17 protein-coding genes and 1 other annotated feature are annotated in these 15,851 nt (G+C 39.1%); of the genes, 14 read left to right on the top strand and 3 right to left on the bottom strand.

From position 1 onward, the window contains the following. Nucleotide 1: 1 nt before the first annotated feature. The 6 genes from minD to KH893_RS02825 all read left to right on the top strand — a co-directional run bounded on the left by minD (nucleotide 2) and on the right by KH893_RS02825 (nucleotide 5,761). On the top strand, nucleotides 2-808 hold the full coding sequence (gene minD / locus KH893_RS02850) for a septum site-determining protein MinD (protein WP_281164665.1): 807 nt from the start codon (nucleotides 2-4) through the stop codon (nucleotides 806-808). A 26-nt stretch (nucleotides 809-834) separates the two neighbouring features. Next, nucleotides 835-1,057 (top strand) — a binding site (T-box leader). A gap of 48 nt (nucleotides 1,058-1,105) precedes the next feature. Beyond that, nucleotides 1,106-1,747: an amino acid ABC transporter permease gene (locus KH893_RS02845; protein WP_281164664.1), complete on the top strand. Its 642-nt coding sequence runs from the start codon at nucleotides 1,106-1,108 to the stop codon at nucleotides 1,745-1,747. Nucleotides 1,748-1,761: 14 nt separating this feature from the next. Beyond that, the gene (locus KH893_RS02840) at nucleotides 1,762-2,400 is read left to right on the top strand and encodes an amino acid ABC transporter ATP-binding protein (RefSeq protein WP_281164663.1); all 639 of its coding nucleotides are present in this window, start codon (nucleotides 1,762-1,764) and stop codon (nucleotides 2,398-2,400) included. Nucleotides 2,401-2,431: 31 nt separating this feature from the next. Further along, complete coding sequence (locus tag KH893_RS02835) at nucleotides 2,432-3,277, top strand: amino acid ABC transporter substrate-binding protein (RefSeq protein ID WP_281164662.1); 846 nt, start codon at nucleotides 2,432-2,434, stop codon at nucleotides 3,275-3,277. A 60-nt stretch (nucleotides 3,278-3,337) separates the two neighbouring features. Continuing rightward, the gene (gene cls / locus KH893_RS02830; RefSeq protein WP_281164661.1) at nucleotides 3,338-4,786 is read left to right on the top strand and encodes a cardiolipin synthase; all 1,449 of its coding nucleotides are present in this window, start codon (nucleotides 3,338-3,340) and stop codon (nucleotides 4,784-4,786) included. A gap of 27 nt (nucleotides 4,787-4,813) precedes the next feature. Continuing rightward, nucleotides 4,814-5,761: an alpha/beta hydrolase gene (locus KH893_RS02825; RefSeq protein ID WP_281164660.1), complete on the top strand. Its 948-nt coding sequence runs from the start codon at nucleotides 4,814-4,816 to the stop codon at nucleotides 5,759-5,761. A 90-nt stretch (nucleotides 5,762-5,851) separates the two neighbouring features. Here KH893_RS02825 and KH893_RS02820 read toward each other — a convergent pair whose 3' ends face one another. After that, on the bottom strand, nucleotides 5,852-6,796 hold the full coding sequence (locus KH893_RS02820; protein WP_281164659.1) for a hypothetical protein: 945 nt from the start codon (nucleotides 6,794-6,796) through the stop codon (nucleotides 5,852-5,854). 105 nt (nucleotides 6,797-6,901) lie between these two features. On the opposite strand from KH893_RS02820, the gene KH893_RS02815 reads away from it, so the two are divergent. From KH893_RS02815 to lysA, 3 genes are all read left to right on the top strand, one after another. Then, nucleotides 6,902-7,264: an iron-sulfur cluster biosynthesis family protein gene (locus KH893_RS02815; protein ID WP_281164658.1), complete on the top strand. Its 363-nt coding sequence runs from the start codon at nucleotides 6,902-6,904 to the stop codon at nucleotides 7,262-7,264. 262 nt (nucleotides 7,265-7,526) lie between these two features. Further along, a complete protein-coding gene (locus tag KH893_RS02810; protein ID WP_281164657.1) occupies nucleotides 7,527-7,715 on the top strand; it encodes a 2-hydroxymuconate tautomerase in 189 nt (62 codons plus the stop codon). A gap of 88 nt (nucleotides 7,716-7,803) precedes the next feature. After that, nucleotides 7,804-9,108 carry a diaminopimelate decarboxylase gene (lysA, locus tag KH893_RS02805; RefSeq protein ID WP_281164656.1) on the top strand — a complete coding sequence of 435 codons (1,305 nt, stop codon included), beginning with the start codon at nucleotides 7,804-7,806 and terminating at the stop codon, nucleotides 9,106-9,108. A gap of 134 nt (nucleotides 9,109-9,242) precedes the next feature. On the opposite strand, the gene KH893_RS02800 is transcribed toward lysA, so the two are convergent. Then, nucleotides 9,243-10,052 (bottom strand): Cof-type HAD-IIB family hydrolase, encoded by an 810-nt coding sequence (locus KH893_RS02800; protein ID WP_281164655.1) that lies wholly within the window; start codon nucleotides 10,050-10,052, stop codon nucleotides 9,243-9,245. A 127-nt stretch (nucleotides 10,053-10,179) separates the two neighbouring features. On the opposite strand from KH893_RS02800, the gene KH893_RS02795 reads away from it, so the two are divergent. From KH893_RS02795 to KH893_RS02775, 5 genes are all read left to right on the top strand, one after another. Beyond that, entirely contained in the window at nucleotides 10,180-10,935 is a 756-nt protein-coding gene (locus KH893_RS02795; protein WP_281164654.1) for an alpha/beta fold hydrolase, read from the top strand. A gap of 18 nt (nucleotides 10,936-10,953) precedes the next feature. Further along, on the top strand, nucleotides 10,954-11,277 hold the full coding sequence (locus KH893_RS02790; RefSeq protein ID WP_010580886.1) for a metal-sulfur cluster assembly factor: 324 nt from the start codon (nucleotides 10,954-10,956) through the stop codon (nucleotides 11,275-11,277). A gap of 25 nt (nucleotides 11,278-11,302) precedes the next feature. After that, nucleotides 11,303-12,274 carry a hypothetical protein gene (locus KH893_RS02785; protein WP_281164653.1) on the top strand — a complete coding sequence of 324 codons (972 nt, stop codon included), beginning with the start codon at nucleotides 11,303-11,305 and terminating at the stop codon, nucleotides 12,272-12,274. Further along, nucleotides 12,271-13,659, top strand: a complete 1,389-nt coding sequence (locus tag KH893_RS02780) for an RsmB/NOP family class I SAM-dependent RNA methyltransferase (RefSeq protein WP_281164652.1) — start codon at nucleotides 12,271-12,273, stop codon at nucleotides 13,657-13,659. The genes KH893_RS02785 and KH893_RS02780 overlap by 4 nt, the downstream gene beginning before the upstream one ends. 130 nt (nucleotides 13,660-13,789) lie before the next feature. Next, complete coding sequence (locus KH893_RS02775) at nucleotides 13,790-14,731, top strand: NADP-dependent oxidoreductase (RefSeq protein ID WP_281164651.1); 942 nt, start codon at nucleotides 13,790-13,792, stop codon at nucleotides 14,729-14,731. A gap of 63 nt (nucleotides 14,732-14,794) precedes the next feature. Here the strand turns inward: KH893_RS02775 and fni are convergent, their stop codons facing one another. Next, nucleotides 14,795-15,832: a type 2 isopentenyl-diphosphate Delta-isomerase gene (gene fni, locus KH893_RS02770; RefSeq protein ID WP_281164650.1), complete on the bottom strand. Its 1,038-nt coding sequence runs from the start codon at nucleotides 15,830-15,832 to the stop codon at nucleotides 14,795-14,797. Nucleotides 15,833-15,851 lie beyond the last annotated feature (19 nt).

Here is a 15,851-nt window from a genome sequence, read left to right as displayed (position 1 = left end):
AATGGGAAAAGCAATCGTGATTACTTCTGGCAAGGGTGGAGTCGGTAAAACCACCACTAGTGCTAACTTAGGAACAGCCTTGGCGCTTTTAGGCAAGAAAGTTTGTTTAGTTGACTTGGACATTGGCCTAAGAAACCTAGATGTTATTCTCGGACTCGATAATCGAATTATTTACGATATTGTTGATGTGGTTGAAGGCCGGGCCAAGCTGCACCAAGCTTTGATTAAGGATAAACGATTCGAGGATAAATTATATCTACTTCCAGCTGCGCAAAATGCTGATAAAAGTGTTTTAAAACCTGAAGAAGTTAAGTCGTTAGTTGATGAATTAAAACCGGATTTTGATTATGTTTTACTTGATTGCCCAGCCGGTATTGAGCAAGGTTTTATTAACGCCGTTGCGGGAGCTGATATGGCGATTGTTGTTTCAACACCTGAAATCTCAGCAGTTCGCGACGCTGATCGTGTAATTGGATTATTGGAAAAGTATGATTTGAGTGAGTCACCGCAATTAATCATTAATCGGATTCGTCCTAACTTAATGGATGATGGCCGGGCAATGACAGTTGATGAGATCACGGAACATTTATCGATCAAACTGTTAGGCATTGTGGTTGATGATGATCAAGTTATCAGCAGCTCCAATCAAGGAGAACCAATCGTTTTGCGTGAAGATAATAAGGCTTCTCAGGGGTATCGAGATATTGCTCGGCGCTTGGAAGGCGAGACGATTCCGTTAATGGAGTTGACAGAAGAAAAAAAGTCAAACTTTTTTAAAAAAATTGGTTTATGGTTTAGAAAAAAGTAATATAATGAATTTAATGTAATTAATTGTTAAAAGCAATGAGCAAAAGAGTAATTTTAAAATTTCTGACAGAGACCAGCTGATAGGTGCAAAGCTGGAAAATTTTAAAATGAACCACATTTGCTAGCTGATAAATTGAATTCTAGTAAATTTATCCGGTATAACCGTTATCTTGGAGTTTAAAAACTCGCTAAGTCTGACAGTGTGAATTGTCAGAGTAGATGAGGTGGTACCGCGATTTTCGCCCTCTTAGATCAGATGATCTAAGAGGGCTTTTTTTAGATTAAGGGGAGTGAAAAAATGGAGTATATTCTAGAAATTTTACCATCGTTGTTAAATGGAGCCAAGATGACTTTATCAATCTTTTTTTGGACACTAATTGGAGCTTTACCGCTTGGATTGATCGTTGGCTTGGGACTGACATCTAGGTTTCGCCCGTTTAAAGCTATTTTGCGCTTTTATGTCTGGCTAATGCGAGGGACACCTTTATTGTTGCAGTTGATTTTTGTCTTTTATGGTCTGCCAATGGTTGGTTTTACTTTGGAACGTTATCCGGCAGCATTATTTGCTTTTATTTTAAATTACACAGCTTATTTTGCTGAAATTTTTCGTGGTGGGTTACAATCAATCGATCCAGGACAATATGAAAGTGCTAAAGTCTTACGCTTGACCTACTGGCAAACGATCAGAAAAATTGTGACGCCGCAAGTAGTAAAAATCGTTTTACCGTCAATTGGAAATGAAGTAATTAATTTGGTCAAAGATTCCAGTCTGGTATATGTAATTGGTTTGGGGGATTTGTTGCGAGCTGGCAATGTAGCAACGAGTCGTGATGTGACTCTGGTTCCATTGGTTTTGGTCGGAATCATTTACTTACTGATGACCGCTGTTTTGACGTTTGTGTTACGCAAATGCGAACAGCACTATAGTTATTGGAAATAGGGAGGAATCAAAAGATGCTGGAATTAAAAAATATTACTAAATCATTTAATCAGCGAGTTGTTTGGAAAAATTTGAATCTCAAAATTCAAGACGGCCAGATCTTATGTGTTGTTGGTCAATCTGGTGGTGGCAAAACCACCCTTTTGCGTTGTATTAGCGGTTTAGAAAAATTAGACAATGGTCAAATGCTGCTTGATGGTCGATCTTTTGATCCAGTTGATAGTCAGAATAATGACGCTGTTATTGGCGTTGTATTTCAAGATTTTCAACTTTTTCCCCATTTAACAGTTTTGGAGAATATTACGTTGGCACCAAAGTTAGCGCTGAAAGAGTCGAATTCAACAGCAACTGAAGCTGCCCAAAAGTTGTTAACTAAACTTTCTTTGGCGGATAAAGCAGATCTGTATCCCTATCAATTATCAGGTGGTCAAAAACAACGAGTTGCAATTGCCCGCGCGTTGGCGATGAAGCCGAAGATTCTTTGCTATGATGAACCGACTTCGGCTCTTGATCCAGGTCTGCGTGATAAAGTCAAAGCGATTATTCTCCAGTTGAAAGCAGCCGGTATGACGCAAATCGTAGTTACCCATGATTGGAATTTTGCACAACAAATTGCTGATCAGACATTTAAGATCGAACCGCAAAAGCAATGAACTGTTTGATTGGATCAAGGAGCGACTAATAGTGAAAGAAAAAAAAATTATCAGGGTTTTATTTAGTTGTATATTGTTGGGCTGTGGGATCTTGCTAACCAGTTGCACGAATGTCAAACAACGGGCTAATACAACTGATACCTGGCCAAAAATTGAAAAAAACAAGAAAGTGATCGTTGGTTTGGATGACAGCTTTGTTCCAATGGGTTTTCGTCAAAAAAGTGGTCGTTTAGTGGGCTATGATATTGATTTGGCTAAAGCAGTTTTTAAATTATACGGGATCAAGGTCGATTTTCAAACGATTGATTGGTCAATGAAAGAAACTGAATTACGTAATGGTACGATTGATCTGATTTGGAACGGCTATACTAAAAATGCTGCCCGTGAGCGAACAGTTGCCTTTAGCCGGACATATCTGAAGAATCAGCAAATTTTAGTTACCAAGAAAAAGGCGGGAATCACTTCGGCAGCCAAAATGAAAGGCCAGACGCTTGGCTTACAAAGTGGGTCTTCCGGTTATGACTCATTTGAAAATTCGCCGCAATTGTTGAAAAAATATGTCGCCCAGACTGTTCAATATGATTCATTCAACAATGCTTTTATGGATTTGAATGATGGACGAATTCAAGGCTTGCTGATCGATAGTGTTTATGCTGACTACTATATCAAACATCAAGCGGACTCGGCTAGTTATCGCAAATTGGTGATTGGTTTTCCACATGAAGATTTTGCGGTCGGGATGCGAAAAGGTGATGTCACTTTAAGAAAAAAGATCAATCATGGCTTACAGATTTTAGCTAAAAACGGTACGCTGGAAAAGATTAATCAAAAATGGTTTGGTAAAAGTCAACTAGCTAATATTAATTTAAGAAAATGACAACTTTCAGTCAAAAGAGTAAACTAGCAATTAAGGGTTCTTTTATAAGGGGGATTTTAATTGCATCTGATTGCCTTATTAGTGAAAATCATCTTTATTTTAAACATTTTCGTAGCTATTATTACAGTTTTTAAAGGAAAAAGGGATATTGCTGCTACTTGGGCTTGGCTATTAGTCTTACTGCTTTTGCCAGTTATTGGTTTTATTATGTACTTGTTTGTTGGCAAAAAGTTATCACGAGATGATATTTATGACATTCGTTCGCAGCAACAAATGGGACTTGATCAACTGGTTGAGTTACAAAAAGAACAATGGCATGAAAAAGATCTTTTGCCAGAAGATGAACTAAGTCATTCAGCCCGCGAAATGGTTCACTTTTTTTTAGAGACAGACCATGCAATTTTGACCAAACATAACCATGTTGAACTGTTAACTGATGGAAAGCAGAAATTTGAACAGCTCTTCCAGGATATTGAAGCGGCCAAGGACCATGTTCACATCGAATATTATACTTTTTATAATGATCAAATTGGCAATCAATTGCGGAAGTTGTTAGAAAAAAAGGCAGCCCAAGGGGTTAAGGTTCGTGTTATTTATGATAGCTTTGGGTCACGAGGAACAACCCATGAATTCTTTAAACGTTTAGAAGAACTCGGTGGTTTTGCGGAGCCCTTCTTTGGTTCATATCGTTCTTTTCCCAACTTCCGGCTAAATTATCGTGATCACCGTAAGTTAGTGATCATTGATGGCAAGATCGGGTATATTGGTGGTTTTAATATTGGCGATCAATATTTAAGCCGTGATCCTAAATTTGGTTATTGGCGTGATACTCATATTCGAATTGAAGGTAATGCCGTGATTGCCATGCAGTCCCGATTTTTTATGGACTGGAATGCAACTGTCAAAGAAAAGAAAATGACCTATCAAGAAAGCTATTTTCCTTTAAGTGCCCCTAAAGGTCGAGCAAGCATTCAGATCGTTTCCAGTGGTCCTGAAAGCGAGGTTGAAAAAATCAAGTTAGGGTATATTAAAATGATCGGCGATGCGCATAAAGAAGTCTTGATTCAAACTCCTTACTTGATCCCGGATGATTCGCTGTATGAGACGCTTTGCTTAGCCGCTTTTTCAGGAGTAAAAGTCAAGGTTATGATTCCATCGATGCCAGATCATCCATTTGTTTATCGAGCAACACAGTATTATGCGCATGCTTTGTTAGAAAATGGGGTTGAAATTTATCAGTATGAGAATGGCTTTTTACATTCTAAAACAATGGTTGCTGATGGCAAAATTGCCTCAGTTGGTTCGGCAAATATGGATTATCGCAGCTTTAAACTGAATTTTGAATCAAATGCTTTCTTATATGACCGAGAATTCAGTCAACAAATGCGAGCAACTTTTGCAGAAGATATCAAACATTCAAGAAAACTGACTTTAGCCGACTTTAAAGCTGAGTCGCGCTGGTTGAAGTTTAAACAATATTTTTCTCGTTTATTGTCACCAATTTTATAATAATTAAGCAGATAGGTAGTTGATTTTTTGAAGTCAAGAAAATTTCGCCGTTTAATTTGGTGTTTAGTTTTTTTAGTGGTTTTATTAGTTGGAATAACTGGTATAGCCAGTTATTATTTGTACGACTATGCGTTTGAGCCCCAGCCACGTTTGAATTCTATGAAAAGCCTTAAAGCAAAAAAAAGGCAGCGGTTGGCGAGCGATCAGCGTTGGTTAGGTCAGCAGTTGCAGGAAAACTGGTATCAACAAGCTGCTAACCAGAATTTGCAGTTGCATGCTATTTATTTGCCAGCCTCGCATAAAAGTCAAAAGACGATTATTGTTGCTCATGGATATCGCGAAAATCATCTTTATATGGCCAGTTATATCCGAATGTTTCATCAATTAGGTTATAATGTGCTGGCACCTGATGATCGCGGTTCTGTAGGAAGTGAAGGGCAGTATATTAGTTTTGGTTGGGAAGATCGTTTGGACTATGTTAAATGGATCAAACTATTACTCAAAAGGAAAGGCCGTCAGCAACAGATTGGCTTATTTGGTGTCAGCATGGGTGGTGCAACGGTTATGATGACCAGTGGGCAGAAGCTGCCGTCACAAGTTAAAGCGATAGTTGAAGATTGCGGTTATTCGAGTATCCAAGCTGAGCTAAGTTATGAACTAAAGCAGCAGTTTAATTTGCCCTCGCAACCGTTGATTACAACTGCTGCATTAGTGGCAAAACATCAAACTGGTTTTGATTTCCGTCATGCTAGTGCGTTAGACCAGCTAAAGCATAATCATTTGCCGACTTTTTTCATTCATGGAGCTAAAGATACTTTTGTTCCAACCAAAATGGTTTATCAAAACTATCATGCTAGTGCCGGTCCTAAAAAAATCTGGGTAGTTCCACATGCCAGTCATGCAATGTCCTATTATGAATATCCTAATTTATATCGCCACAAGGTCGGAACCTTTTTTGCTAAGTATCTAAAGTGAGTTATTAAAAGGCTGAGGAAAAATTTTTTCTCAGTCTTTTAATTTTGATCGTTTGGCTGAATTGAAAGTTTCTGCTGTTAAAACAGCCACTTAAATTAATTTAATTTCAGCTTGCAGTTCGTTTTGCCAAGTTTCAATAATTGCCGGCGTCAACGGTGGAATAATTGTTTGCAAGCCGTTATTTTGCCAATCACTAAGCGCCAAAGCTGGATCAAGTGCAGGATCAAGCCAAATTTGTTTGGCAGCACCTGACTGATATTCATCGACTTGATAGACTCCACCTGTTTGCAGTGAATCTTGCTGCTTAGTTTGAATTATTGGCTGCCAGTGGTACTTTCGTGGTGCGGACCACTCAAGCAATTTGCCAAAAGCTGGTTGGAGAAATAATTGACGCTGATGAGCTTGGCATAAAGCAGCATAGCGGCCAAGTCGTTCTGGGTTCCAGGGACTTAAGGCTAAAGAAATGTCATGAGGATGATGATTTAAATATTTCTCCCAATGATGGAGGAGACCAGCTTCATTTTCAAAGTGGTTAACTGTTGGTAAATTTGTCATCGTTTGATCGAGTAGCAAATAATTTATTTGAGCCTGTTGCAGTGCCTTTTTCCAACGTTTGATTCGTTTTTTATGCGGACCAGCAAAAGCTATGTGCCGACAGTAGCCAATTCGCTGTTTATTTTGCTCCAACAGTAAAGCTAGTGATCCAAAGCGGGAATCATCATTGGCGTAAGCCGTAAGCGCTGTTGCACCCAAAAACTGTGGATATCCATTTGGCAGCAGTTTAAAATCTTTCCAGCTATAATCAAACAATTCAAAACGCTTCATTTTTTGCAACAAATGAAGCAAATCATAGCTTAACCAGATCTGGAGCTGACTTGGCAATGCTTGTTGCAGGATCTGCAAGTTATGAGGACTTAATTCAGTTATGATCAAATATCTGGTCTTAGGTAAAAGCTGCTGTCGAATGTCGCATTGCAGCCAGCCGGCGGTTGTTGCGAGACAAAATTCGCCAGCCGTTAAAAAAGTTTTATTCAAATATATCACCTTCCAAAATCATCGTCGCAAGCAAAAAAGTTGTCAATAGTTACTTTTAATGTCACACTTAACTCGATTTAAGCCAATTAGAGAGGGGTCGATTTTATGTATTTGACTGTTACACCAGCTGCGCAAGCCAAAATTAAGGCACACCTTGATCCAGGCAAACAACAACAGCTTCTGCTAGATTTTGATGATGGGGTAGGCCAGTTTTCACGGGTCGGAACTTGTGCCCTAACGTCTGGATTTCGAGTATTGATTGCTGCTGCCGATTTGGATCTGCATGATTATAATCAACCATTGCCAGCTAATTTTATGACCTTTTTGATAAAAGATTACAGTCTAATTTACCTTGATGAAACAATGAAACTTGATGTTAATCCTAAAAATCAGCAATTGAAACTGACTGGTGATGACGCTGGTGTTATTACGTCAGCTGTGGTATTAGAAACAGCTACAATTGCTTAAGCAGTTAAAAACCAGTAAATAGCTGGGTGAAAGGATGTCTACAGCCGTTTTTAGTATAGCAGTTTTAGCCTTGGATTAGAAATCCAATTATCCCAAAGAAATTTGGGATTTTTTTGAAAATTTAATTGCTTTCTAATCTTATATCTGGTTTAATATACTTGTTCATTGAATCGTTTGAATCTAAAGTTAAAACTGACTTTAGATTAAGAATGAGAAATAAATGGAATTTTAAATTAGTAATTAAGGTTGAAGGAGAAAGATAATGCCAATTGTTCATATTGATTTGATAGCTGGACGCTCACAGGAGCAGCTTAAACACTTAGTGGAAGATGTTACTAAAGCAGTTTCTAAAAATACAGGGGCACCGGCTGAACATGTCCACGTTATTCTTAACGAGATGCAAAAGAACCGCTATAGCGTTGGCGGAGTACTTAAGAGTGATGAAAAATAGACAAGTTATGCTAAGTGACCAGGAAGAACTACCTGGTCTTTTTTTATTAAGCAACGGTTTTTTTTAATTAATGAAAGGATGTTTGAAGTTGACAAAATTAGCAGACACGATAGCGATTAACCAATCAGGTCACTTAGAAATTAGTGGGGTTGATTCTTTAAAATTAGTCAAACAATTTGGAACTCCATTAATTGCTTATGATGTAAAACAAATCAAAGCTAAAATCAAACACTTCAAACAGGCTTTTGAAACTGCAAAGGTTCCTTTTCGTGTGACTTATGCCAGTAAAGCTTTTTCAGCCTTGGCAATGTATCGGTTAGTTGCTAGACAAGGATTAGGGTGTGACGTTGTGTCGGGCGGCGAATTGTATGCAGCTTTAAAGGGTGGCATGCCGGCTAAAATGATTGAATTTCACGGTAATAATAAGCTGCCATCCGAGCTGGAGATGGCAGTTGATGCCCAAATTGGTTGTATTGTGGTCGATAATTTTCAGGAAATCGAATTTTTAGATGAGATTTTAACTCGTAAGCAAACAACAATCCCGGTTGTTTTGCGAGTCGCTCCAGGGATTGAAGCTGAAACACACCGGTATATTTCGACCGGCCAACAGAACTCTAAGTTTGGTTTTGATATTTTAAGCGGTCAGGCTGATCAGGCTTTGCAGCAATTGCTGGCTAATCCACGGATGAAGGTTCGAGGGGTGCATTGTCATATTGGGTCGCAAATTTTTGCAGTCAATGGTTTTTTAATGGCTGCTGATAAGATGGTTGAGCTCTTGAAAAAATGGCATGATCAATTTGATTTTGAAGCAGAGATTTTGAATTTAGGTGGTGGCTTTGGAACTCGCTACACCAATGAAGACCAGCCACTACCGCCAGAAGAATTTACAACTAAAATTATTCAAGAAGTGAAAAAAAGAATTCAGGCAGTTAAGCTGCCATTGCCTGAAATTTGGATCGAACCAGGACGAGCTTTAGCTGGGGAAGCGGCAACTACGCTTTACACAATTGGTTCACGCAAGGACGTGGAAGGAGTTTGCCATTTTCTAGCTGTTGATGGTGGAATGGGTGATAATATTCGTCCTGCACTTTATCAAGCTAAATATGAAGCTTTTTTGGCTGCCAAACCACGAGCTTTGGATGAACAGATTGTAACCGTGGTCGGGAAATATTGTGAATCTGGGGATATTCTAGTTCGTGATGCCGCTTTACCGAATACGCATCCAGGTGATGTTTTGGCGATTCCTTCGACTGGTGCTTATGGTTATACGATGGCTAGCAATTATAATCGTAATCCGCGCCCAGCAGTTGTTTTTTGTGAAAATGGTCAAGCTAAATTAGTGATTCGAAGAGAAACTTATGCGGATATGCTCAACTGTGATGTTATAAAGTAAAAAGATCAACAATTAGCTTTTCTCGGGGTGGTAAATGCCACTCTTTTTTTATGCTTTGCCTTTTTAAGAAAAATCCAAAAAAGAGATTGGTCCAAATTATGACCAATCTCAGCCAAATCAATTGTTTCTATTAATCAACCTAATTGCAACTTTTCTTGTAAATAATCTGCTAAGCCATCATGAGCATTGTCAAGCGGAGTAATCTCATCAGCAGCCTTTTTTAAAGCGCTGGTGCCATTTTGCATTACGACTCCGAGACCAGCATATTCGATCATTTCCCGATCATTATGTTCGTCGCCAAAGGCTATAATATTTTGCCGGCTGATCCCTAGGTTTTTAGCCAAATAAGCTAGACCAAAAGCCTTATCAATTCCATGTGGTTCTAATTCAATGATTGGCGACTCACCACCCCAAACACCAACATTGACATAACTGCCAAAGTTAGCTTTTAACCAGTGAGCAATTTTAGTTTCTTGAGCTTTTTCGACTAATAAAGTCACTGCGGCGGGATCGGATTTTAACCGTGATTTTTTTAAAATTTGTCGTTCGCTAACTTGAGCTGGGAAAAAGTCTGATTTTAAGTTTTGCGGTTGGTCGATCAGCAAAGATTCTTTTGCCTCAGCAGCAATTACCTTGATCCCAATTTTTTGCTTTTGATCAAGCAATTCACTGATAATTTCTCGTGGAAAAGTTTTTTGGTATTCTTTTTTCCAATGAAAGTGCGGAATATGACCAAGCGCGCCATTGAAATTGATCATCGGAGTCGTTAATTTTAATTCGTCATAATAGTTTGCTGATAGTCGATATGGTCGGCCAGTCACAATCGTAACTAGATGGCCGGCAGCTTGAGCTTTTTTGAGAATAATTTTGGTTTTGCTGGTGATTTGAGCTTGGGGATTAAGTGTTGTTCCATCTAAATCAAGAGCAATCAGTTTGGGTTGCATGACATTTACCTCGCTAAATTTAAACGTTAACTTATGAATTTTAAGATAACACAAAAACTACTTATTTACTAGAGATTACTTGGCTTTTCGTTGTATAATGTAAACATCATAAATTGGAGGTTACAAGATGATTACTGTTGTGCAAAAAACCGTTAAGGGTCTTCCTCTTTTGGAACTGACCAAGGCTGAACTTGCCAATGAGTCTTTGCCGTTGGTTTTCTTTTATCATGGGTGGACCGGCTGCAAAGAAAAAGTTTTGACTCAGGGATATGAATTGGCTAAGCAAAACTTTCGGGTCATTTTGCCTGACGCACTTTATCATGGCCAAAGACAAGTTGGTGGTCCAGCTGACGATCATTTTCTTGAATTTTGGCAAATTGTTGCAAATTCAGTCAAAGAATTTCCAATTTTAGTTAAGGCTTACCAAGACCAAGTCGGAATTGCTCGTCAGCAAATTGGCGTGAGTGGTCTATCAATGGGTGGCATTACCACGTGTGCTTTGTTAAAAATCTATCCGCAAATTACTGCGGCTGTCTGTTTGATGGGTTCTCCGTGTCCCGTGGCATTTGCACGACAATTAATTGCTAATTTGCCAGGGATGGATCAATTAGATCCAAAGTATGTCGATGCTCAGCTTGATCAATTAGCAATTATTGATTTATCACGTGATCCACAAAAAATTGCTGGTCGTCCAGTTCATTTTTGGCATGGTACAGCTGATGAAATGGTTCCTTATCAGCCAACTAGAGATTTTTATGAACGGATCAAAGATCATTCTTATGCAGCAAAAGTCACTTTTACGACAACTGAAAAAGCTAAACATAAGGTATCTTATGAAACGACAGTTGAAATGGCTCAAAAATTTCAAAAATATTTTAAGTAATTGAAGGAGAGAAGGATCATGGCTGAAAAAAGAACGGCAGAAGAAATCAAAGATGAGATTCTCGATAAATTAGAAGATGTGGTTGATCCAGAATTAGGGATTGATATCGTTAATTTAGGTTTGGTTTATGAAGTTGATTTGGATCAAGCTGGTTTATGCAAAATCAAGATGACTTTGACAACAATTGGCTGTCCATTAACGGACATTTTAGCGGAAATGGTGGAAAGAGCTTTGCAGCCGATCCCAGAAATCAAACAGGTGGATGTTAAATTTGTTTGGGAGCCGGCGTGGACGATTGATCGAATGACTAGATACGCCAAAATGGCTCTGGGAATTCACTAAATTATAGAAATCGGGTAGATCTGCTTTGAAAAATCGCATCTGGTTAATGGCATATACTGCTTTACTAGCTTTCTTGAGCGTATTTATCTTTTTCAAGATTCAGGAAAGAGATTTAATTATTCAATTAAATAACCATAACTTATCACAAGATGCTTATCAAATTAAATTTAAAGATAAATTAACAATTGCTGCGTTGGAGAACAAACTTGACAATAGCTCAAAATTGACGAATTTACAGGTTCACTTTCAAGTTCATAATAAAAAAATTACTTATTTTTGGGGGAAAGGCGATTATGCGGTCCCTCCAATTTTGAAAGGTAGTTTTTTTTCGACTGAGAATTTAAAATCTGATTTGCCTATTGTGGTTGTTGGTAAAGATTGGCAAAAAAAATTATATACACCTAAAGATCAAAGCTATTTGCATTATGAAGGACACTATTATCCAGTTTTAGGAGTCATGGGTGATAAAGTTAGTTCAAACCTTGATCAGCAAATTTTTATGATACCTAGTTTACAACAAAGAGCAAGATTACTAGTTAATCATTTTCGAGTGATCGTTGATGGAAAAAATAATTTAAAAGCCAAAACTCTTAAGTCAGTCTTGGGGAGTGTACAAGTTAAGCGCCTGCATGCTAAACAAATTTTCATTTCCCAAAGAACTTGGATTGCTTCACATGGAATTGAATTGTTTGGGTTAGTTTTAGTAATGATCAGTTTTATCTTAGCAGCAGTATTTTGGCGGTTTTTTGCAGCTCATCGTTATCGCGAAGCTCGCTTCTTACAAAAGGGGCTTTCGGTTTTCATCTTTGAAGAGTGGGAAAATTTTGCCTTACTGGCTGGATTGGGTTTGATTTTTGGTTCTTGGATCGGGTTGGTTTTGTTTAAGAGTAATAGTTACTTGGGTTTGTTGATTTATGAGCTGGTCGGGTTTTTGCTGAGTAATATCTATTTGATTTTTAGCTTGAAAAAATTATTGACCAAGGAGGATCATTCTTGAATTTACCAGTTAAGTTTATTGAAAAGTATCAGCAGCTGCTTGGTGAAGAAGCAACTGCTTTTTTAACGAGTCTGCAAACTCTAAAAGTTCAAAAGGGCTTTCGGCTAAATCCACTCAAACCGAATTTTAAGCAAGTGAAGATTGATTTAAGTCAGCCGTTAGCTTATGTTGCAACTGGTTATTTAGGGGCAGTCTCTGGTCGTTCACTTGAACATCAAACGGGTTATCTTTACAGTCAAGAGCCGAGCGCAATGTATGTTGCTGAAGTGGCTGCTGTTCAACCAGGCGAGCGGATCTTGGATCTTTGTGCTGCTCCGGGTGGCAAGTCGACGCAGCTAGCTGGTAAGCTGCAAGGGCAAGGATTATTAGTTGCCAATGAGATCGATGCGAAGCGGGCAAGGGTTTTAGCGGAGAATCTCGAGCGGACCGGTGCGACTAATGTGCAGATCCTTAACGAACAGCCAGCTAAATTAGCAAAAAAATTTAAAGAATTTTTTGATAAAGTTTTAGTTGATGCACCTTGTTCAGGTGAAGGAATGTTTCGCAAGGATCCAAGTGCGATTACTTACTGGTCACCCGGTTATCCGCGTGAGTGTGCTAACCGGCAGCGTGAGATTTTAAAGAGTGCTTGGCAAATGCTGAAGCCAGGTGGTCAGCTGATCTATTCGACTTGTACTTTTGCTCCCGAAGAAGATGAACAGATTGTCGCTTGGTTATTAGCTGAGTATCCGACTTTGAAATTGTTACCTTTGAAGAAATATTCTGGTATGGATAGCGGTCGACCTGAATTTGCCGATGGTCGCGCTGAATTGACCAAAACAATTCGGCTGTTTCCTCATCATTTTCAAGGAGAGGGACATTTTATTGCCAAGTTTCAGGATATGCGACCACAGTCAACACAGAAACCAAAAAAGTCTAAAAAAAGGTTTAATCAATTTTTCCGCGTCTTAAATCCAAGCGAACGGGGCTATTGGCAGGAATTTTGCCAATTGCAATTTGGTCGGCAGTTATTCGAGTTTGCAGATTTGCGGGTCTTAAATGATAAACTTTATTATGTAAAACCCCATTGGCCGGACCTGACTGGCTTACGAGTTGTTCGACCAGGCTTAGAGCTGGGGGTCTTTAAAAAGAAACGTTTTGAGCCAGCTTATGGTTTCGCTTTGAGTTTGGATCCAACGCTTTGTCAGCGGGTGATCGAATTGTCCAGCGATCAGTGGAATCAATATGTTCAAGGACACCCCCTGCAACTATCGTCAATTGCTAAAAAAAATGGCTGGTACTTGCTGACTTGCCAGCAAAAGGCTTTTAGTTTTGGCAAAGTTACCAATCAGGTTTTGAAAAATTATTTTCCCAAGGGTTTGCGCTTGCGCTATGGTCAACGATAATTTTTAAGATGAAGTTTTAATTCCATCTTTTTGCATAAGAGTTGCCAAATAAGTCATCTTATTAGTGATTGTTGGTCAAATATGTTATCTTAAATAATATGCTTACTTTTAATAAATGGAGGATGTTTTCATGAAAGCAATTGGGTTTTATCATTATGGATCAGCGCAGGAATTACAAATGATTGATTTGCCAATGCCACAGCCAGGCGACAAACAGGTGGTAGTAAAGCTCAAAGCCACTTCAATCAATCCAATTGATTGGAAGACTCGTCAAGGCTACTTACAAAAAATGTTTGCTTGGAAATTTCCAATTGTTGTTGGTTGGGATGCAGCTGGTGTCATTACCGATGTCGGCAAACAAGTCACAACTTGGAAAGTTGGTGATCAAGTTTTGGCTCGACCAGCAACGACACCTCGAGGGACAGCTGCCGAATACACGCTAGTCGATCAAGCCTTACTAGCTCGCAAGCCAAAAAATGTTTCCTTTATTGAGGCTGCTGCCGTGCCGTTAGCTGGGTTAACAGCTTGGCAAGCTTTGTTTGAACATGGTAAATTGACAGCGGGTCAAAAAGTTTTGATTCAAGCTGGAGCTGGCGGTGTTGGCAGTTATGCAATTCAATTTGCGAAAGCTTACGGTGCAAAAGTTTGGACAACAGCCAGTCAGCAACATGCTGATTTGTTGAAAAGTTTGGGAGCTGATCAAGTTATTGATTATCACCAACCAGCAGAACTTGCTCGGCTAAAAGATTTTGATCTGGTTTTTGATACTTTAGGCGGTCAAAATCAGCTGGCGGCCTTTGACTGGTTAAAAAACGGTGGTAAGTTGATTTCAATTGCTGGCGAGGCGAAACAAAGCGCTAAACGAGCAGCTCAAAGTCAGGTTGAATTTAAATCAATTTGGTTGCGTCCAGATGGTCAGCAATTGCAAAAAATTGCCCAGCTAATGGCAAAGGGGGTTGTCAAATCACAGATTGGTAAAGTTTTGCCGTTTTCACTGAGCAATTTGATAACTGCTCATGAGTTAAGTGAAACTAAGCATGCTACGGGTAAAATCATAATTAGCTTTGATTAATAATTTTTGTTACTAAACGAGCGACTAGAAGAAAGTTTTTCTAGTCGCTCGTTGATTTTTTAATTATATTTTGGATTGAATTTGTTGCTGAAAGTTTTCTAAGTCAACTGAAAGGACATAGGGAACTTGTTTTAAATCTGTAATTGTGCGGCAACCTAGTAAAGTCATTAATGAACGCAACTGAGACTTTAACTGCTCAATCAGTTCAATTGAACCACTAACGCCTTTTTTGATCATTGTGTGCAAAAAAAGGCCGGAAATTCCAACATTGTCAGCACCTAAGACGAGACACTTGACAATATCCAGTGCCGTTCTGATTCCTCCAGAAGCGGTAAAAGAAAAATCAGTAGCATAAGCCTGACTTGCAAGCAAAGTTTCCGCTGTCGTCAAGCCAAAATTGTTTAGTAAGTCAAAGCCCTTATCTGGGCGCCGCTGGTTTTCAATTTGCGCAAAATTTGTCCCGCCTCGACCGGACAAATCGACATATTTGACACCAAGTTTTTTCAATTGTTTAAAAGTTGTCGGTCGAATACCAAAGCCAACTTCCTTAACGAGAACCGGTACACTTAACTGCTTGATGATTTCCTGCAAATTTTTTTCCCAGTAAAATGAACGATCTCCTTCAGGCATAACTAATTCTTGGGCAGCATTCAAATGGATTTCCAAGATGTCAGCTTGCAACATCGTCACAGCTTTTTGAGCGGCGGCTAGTTCATGGCTGGCTCCTAAGTTGCCGATTACGATTCCCTGAGGGATTTTTTGGCGAACGATTGAAAAAGTTGGCGTTAGCTCAGGGTATTTGATGGCAATGCTTTGTGATCCGGTTGCCATTGGGATACCAGTGGCAGCTGCAACTTCAGCTAATTGGGCATTTAATTTACCAGTTTCCAAGCTACCACCCGACATGGCATTGATAAAGAAAGGAACCTTGATTTTTTTCCCAGCCAAAGTGGTCGTCAGCGCAACTTCACTTCTGGAAACTTCCGGCATGTTAGTTGGTAGGAGGCGAATACCTGCCAATCCATTTTGAGCTTGTGACTGATAAAACTTTTCAGCTAAAAAAACATGTTCGTCTTTGCGATGAGAATGTTGTTTATCCACCGGACGCCAATCCTTTCTA

Source organism: Liquorilactobacillus sicerae (genome assembly GCF_029916425.1).
Classification (GTDB): domain Bacteria; phylum Bacillota; class Bacilli; order Lactobacillales; family Lactobacillaceae; genus Liquorilactobacillus; species Liquorilactobacillus sicerae.
The sequence above is the reverse complement of the archived record's forward strand: the minus strand, read 5'-3'. Positions and strand labels throughout refer to the sequence as shown.

Excerpts from the sequence above, each read along its gene's own strand:
- KH893_RS02815 (WP_281164658.1), top strand. The coding sequence starts at position 6,902 with ATGTATTTGACTGTTACACCAGCTGCGCAAGCCAAAATTAAGGCACAC.
- KH893_RS02845 (WP_281164664.1), top strand. The coding sequence starts at position 1,106 with ATGGAGTATATTCTAGAAATTTTACCATCGTTGTTAAATGGAGCCAAG.
- KH893_RS02810 (WP_281164657.1), top strand. The coding sequence starts at position 7,527 with ATGCCAATTGTTCATATTGATTTGATAGCTGGACGCTCACAGGAGCAG.
- KH893_RS02840 (WP_281164663.1), top strand. The coding sequence starts at position 1,762 with ATGCTGGAATTAAAAAATATTACTAAATCATTTAATCAGCGAGTTGTT.
- minD (WP_281164665.1), top strand. The coding sequence starts at position 2 with ATGGGAAAAGCAATCGTGATTACTTCTGGCAAGGGTGGAGTCGGTAAA.
- KH893_RS02790 (WP_010580886.1), top strand. The coding sequence starts at position 10,954 with ATGGCTGAAAAAAGAACGGCAGAAGAAATCAAAGATGAGATTCTCGAT.
- KH893_RS02775 (WP_281164651.1), top strand. The coding sequence starts at position 13,790 with ATGAAAGCAATTGGGTTTTATCATTATGGATCAGCGCAGGAATTACAA.
- KH893_RS02795 (WP_281164654.1), top strand. The coding sequence starts at position 10,180 with ATGATTACTGTTGTGCAAAAAACCGTTAAGGGTCTTCCTCTTTTGGAA.
- KH893_RS02800 (WP_281164655.1), bottom strand. The coding sequence starts at position 10,052 with ATGCAACCCAAACTGATTGCTCTTGATTTAGATGGAACAACACTTAAT.